The following is a 4,125-nucleotide window of genomic DNA, read 5'->3' on the forward strand; positions in this document are numbered from 1 at the left end:
GGGGCGCGTTATCGGCCTGCGCGCTGGTCCCGGCGCCCGTCCCCCCGGGGGGGGGGGGGGCCCCCCCCCCGCCCCCCGGCCCCCCCCCCCCCCCCCGGCCGGGGGAGTGACGGGGGCCGCGGCGGCGGCGAGCGGGCCGTGCGTCCCCGTCCCCTTCAGGTCAGGGGACGAGGAGACGCTCCGGCCTCCGCCACCGCACTGGCGTCGCGCCGCCGCGGCCTCGTCCTGCCCGTGCGGTGTGCCACCCCTCATCCGGGTACACGGCACGGGCAGGGTCCGGGGGTCAGTCCTCGCGCAGGGCGCGGACCGCCTCCTCCACGCGCCTGCCGTAGTCGGCGTCGGCGGCGCGGAAGTGGGCGAGGTTCTTCTCGATCACGTCGTCGCGGGTCACCTGGGAGAGCCCGCCCGCGATGTTGGCGACCAGACGGCCCTTCTCGTCCTCGGACATGAGCCGGTACAGCTCGCCCGCCTGGAAGAAGTCGTCGTCCTTGGTGTGGGCGGGCGCCGCGTGGGTGCCGGTCCAGCCGTGGATCGCGAGCGGGGCGGAGAGCGCCGCGTCGGTCTGGGCGGGGCCCGCGTACGAGTTGGGCTCGTAGTTCTTGTCGTGGCGCGAGCCGTTGCGGGTGGCGTGCAGGCCGTCGCGGCCGTAGTTGTCGACGACGGCGGTGCGCGGCGCGTTCACCGGGAGCTGGGTGTGGTTGACGCCGAGCCGGTAGCGGTGCGCGTCCGCGTAGGCGAACAGCCGGCCCTGGAGCATCTTGTCCGGGGAGGGGCCGATGCCGGGCACGAAGTTGTTGGGCGAGAACGCGGCCTGCTCGACCTCGGCGAAGACGTTGTCCGGGTTGCGGTCCAGCACCAGCCGGCCCACCCGCTGGAGCGGGTGGTCGGAGTGCGGCCACACCTTGGTCAGGTCGAACGGGTTGAAGCGGTAGTCCGCGGCCTCGGCGGCCGGCATGACCTGCACGTACAGAGTCCAGGACGGGTGCACCCCGCGCTCGATGGCCTGCAGCAGGTCGGTCTGGTGCGAGTTGGCGTCCTTGCCCACCAGCTCGGCGGCCTGCTCGGCGGAGAGGGAGCGCACGCCCTGGTTCGTCTTGAAGTGGTACTTGACGAAGAACGCCTCGCCCGCGGCGTTCGTCCACTGGTAGGTGTGCGAGCCGTAACCGTTCATGTGGCGGTACGAGGCGGGGATGCCGCGGTCGCCCATCAGCCAGGTGACCTGGTGCGTCGCCTCGGGGGCGTGGGCCCAGAAGTCCCAGACGTTGTCCGGCTCCTGACGGCCCGTGAACGGGTCGCGCTTCTGCGAGTGGATGAAGTCGGGGAACTTGATCGGGTCCTTGATGAAGAACACCGGGGTGTTGTTGCCGACCAGGTCGTAATTGCCCTCGTCCGTGTAGAACTTGAGGGCGAAGCCGCGCGGGTCGCGCACCGCGTCCGCGCCGCCCAGCGAGTCGGCGACGGTCGAGAAGCGGATGAACGTCTCGGTGCGCCTGCCGACCTCGGAGAGGAAGTCGGCCCGGGTGAAGGCGGTGACGTCGTCGGTCACCTCGAAGTAGCCGTACGCGCCGGAGCCGCGGGCGTGGACCACGCGCTCCGGAATGCGCTCCCGGTTGAAGCGGGCCAGCTTCTCCAGCAGGTGCTGGTCCTGGAGGAGGATCGGGCCACCGACGCCTGCGGTGGCGGAGTTCTGGTTGTCGGCGACCGGGGCGCCTGACTCGGTCGTAAGCACACGCTGCGTCATGGTGTCGGGGCGACCTTCCGTACGGGAGCTGCTGAGTTGCTGAACTGCGACGGCTCAGGGCTCCAGGAGCGTAAGTACGCCCCGAACCCGGCGTCAACAGTTTGTTGAATCTGGCTGTGAGGTGTTCCGGACGGCGCCGGCGCCTGGGCGCGACAGGACAGGTGTCGGCGCCGACGCCGTCCGGAAGTCGAGGGGGACGGGGCGTTTCGCGAGGGGGCGTCCGGGCGGACGGGCTCGCGGCCCCGCCCGGTCAGGACTGGACGGGCTGCCCCGACAGGCGCTCGACCGCCCGCAGCAGCGCCGAGTGGTCCAGGCCGCCGTCGCCCTGCGCGCGCAGCGAGGCGACGAGCTGGGCGACCACGGCGCCGACGGGCAGCGCGGCGCCGACGTTGCGGGCGGCGTCCGTGACGATGCCCATGTCCTTGTGGTGCAGGTCGATCCGGAAGCCCGGGGCGAAGTCCCGCTTGAGGAAGTTGTCCTTCTTGCGGGTCAGGACGGTCGAGCCGGCCAGGCCGCCGTTGAGGACGTCCAGCGCGGCGGTGAGGTCCACCCCGGACTTCTCCAGGAAGACGACGGCCTCGGCGCACGCCTGGATGTTGACCGCGACGATCAGCTGGTTGGCGGCCTTCACCGTCTGGCCCGAGCCGTGCGGACCGCACAGCACGATGGTCCTGCCGAGCGCCCGGAGGATCGGTCCGGCCTGCTCGAAGTCGGTCCGCTCGCCGCCGACCATGATCGACAGCACCGCCTCGATCGCGCCGGCCTCGCCGCCGGAGACCGGGGCGTCGAGCACCCGGATGCCCTTTTCCTCCGCGTTCCTCGCGAGGTCCACGGAGGTCTGCGGCGTGATCGACGACATGTCGATCAGCAGGGTGCCGGGGCGTGCGTTCTCCAGGATGCCGTCGGGGCCGTAGGCGATGGCCTCGACCTGCGGGGAGGCGGGCACCATCGTGATGACGACATCGGCGTCCCGGACCGCCTCGGCGACCGAGGCCGCGCCGGTGCCGCCGGCCGCGACCAGCCGGTCGACCTTCGCCCGCTCCAGGGTGTACCCGGTGACGTCGTACCCGGCCCCGATCAGGTTCTCGGACATGGGGGAGCCCATGATGCCGAGCCCGATCCACGCGACCTTGGGGAGATTGCTGCTCATGAGGGTGCCTTCCGAATAAGCGTGTGTACGAGGGGGCGGCCGCCCTCAGCGGGCGGCCCGCGCGGTGGCCGGGAGCCACTCGAAGGCCTCGGCGCTCGGCCGGTCGCCCGGCTTGTACTCCAGGCCGACCCAGCCGTCGTAACCGGCCTTCGCCAGCCGGTCGAGGAGCTGCTCCAGCGGGAGCGATCCGGTGCCGGGCGCGCCGCGCCCCGGGTTGTCGGCGATCTGGACGTGGCCGGTCCTGTCGGCGTACCGCTCGATGGCCTCGTCGAGGTCCTCGCCGTTCATCGACAGGTGGTACAGGTCGAGGAGGAACTTCGCGTTGCCGAGGCCGGTCGCCGCGTTGACCCGGTCGACGACCTCGATCCCGGCCGGTGCGCTCACCAGGGGGTAGTGCGGGGACTCCGGCGCGTTGAGGGTCTCGATCAGGAGCACCGCCCCGATCCGGTCGGCCGCGCGGGCGGCGAGGACCAGGTTCTCCAGGGCGAGTTCGTCCTGCGCGGCCGGGTCCACGCCGTCGACCCGGTTGCCGTAGAGCGCGTTGAGCGCCCGGCAGCCGACCGAGGCGGCGAAGTCGGCCGCCACCTCGATGTTGGCGCGGAAGCGCTCCGACTCGGCGCCGGGCACGGAGAGCGCGCCGCGGTCGGGGCCGGGCAGCCGGCCGGCGTAGAAGTTCAGCCCCACCAGCCGCGTGCCGGCGTCGTCGAGCGCCTTCTTGAGGGCGTCGAGCTCGGCCTGCGGCGGAGTGGGGGTCTCGATCCAGGGCCACCACAGCTCGACCGCCGTGAAGCCGGCCGCGGCGGCGGCCGCGGGGCGCTCCAGGAGCGGGAGTTCGGTGAAGAGGATCGAAAGGTTCACATCGAAGCGCTGGTCCGGGTAGCCCATGAGGGTTCGGCGCTCCTTCCGTATTGCGGAAGTTAGTTTCTACGTGATGGAAGATTGCCCGGCGGTGTGGAGGCTGTCAAGGGGGTGCCCGGAATTCGGGCCGGCCGCCGCCGTGCGGATCGCGCGGGGCGTGGCGGAATCGGTCCGGTTGCCGAGGGGGTGCGGGGCGGGCCAGGGTGGCCGGTGCGTCCGACGCAACCGACCCCCACGCGAGGTGTCCCGCATGAACCACGCCACCAGCCGCCGCACCGTCCTCGGAGCACTGATCGGCGGCGCCGCCCTCTCGGTGGCCCCCGCCCCGGCCCGCACCCCGGAGCCCGCGCCGGACCCGGTGCGCGCCGCCGCCGCG

At 72.6% G+C, this 4,125-nt stretch carries 3 protein-coding genes; all 3 read right to left on the bottom strand.

Going from position 1 to position 4,125, the window contains the following annotated elements:
- Positions 1–283: 283 nt before the first annotated feature.
- Positions 284–1,741, bottom strand: a complete 1,458-nt coding sequence (locus tag ABZZ04_RS39225; protein ID WP_356937021.1) for a catalase — start codon at positions 1,739–1,741, stop codon at positions 284–286.
- Between the two features lie 250 nt (positions 1,742–1,991).
- Positions 1,992–2,891 carry a 2-hydroxy-3-oxopropionate reductase gene (locus tag ABZZ04_RS39230; protein WP_356937022.1) on the bottom strand — a complete coding sequence of 300 codons (900 nt, stop codon included), beginning with the start codon at positions 2,889–2,891 and terminating at the stop codon, positions 1,992–1,994.
- Positions 2,892–2,936: 45 nt separating this feature from the next.
- The gene (locus tag ABZZ04_RS39235; protein ID WP_356937023.1) at positions 2,937–3,776 is read right to left on the bottom strand and encodes a TIM barrel protein; all 840 of its coding nucleotides are present in this window, start codon (positions 3,774–3,776) and stop codon (positions 2,937–2,939) included.
- Between the last annotated feature and the right edge of the window lie 349 nt (positions 3,777–4,125).

This window comes from Streptomyces sp. NPDC006435, assembly GCF_040612315.1.
Taxonomy (GTDB): Bacteria; Actinomycetota; Actinomycetes; order Streptomycetales; family Streptomycetaceae; genus Streptomyces.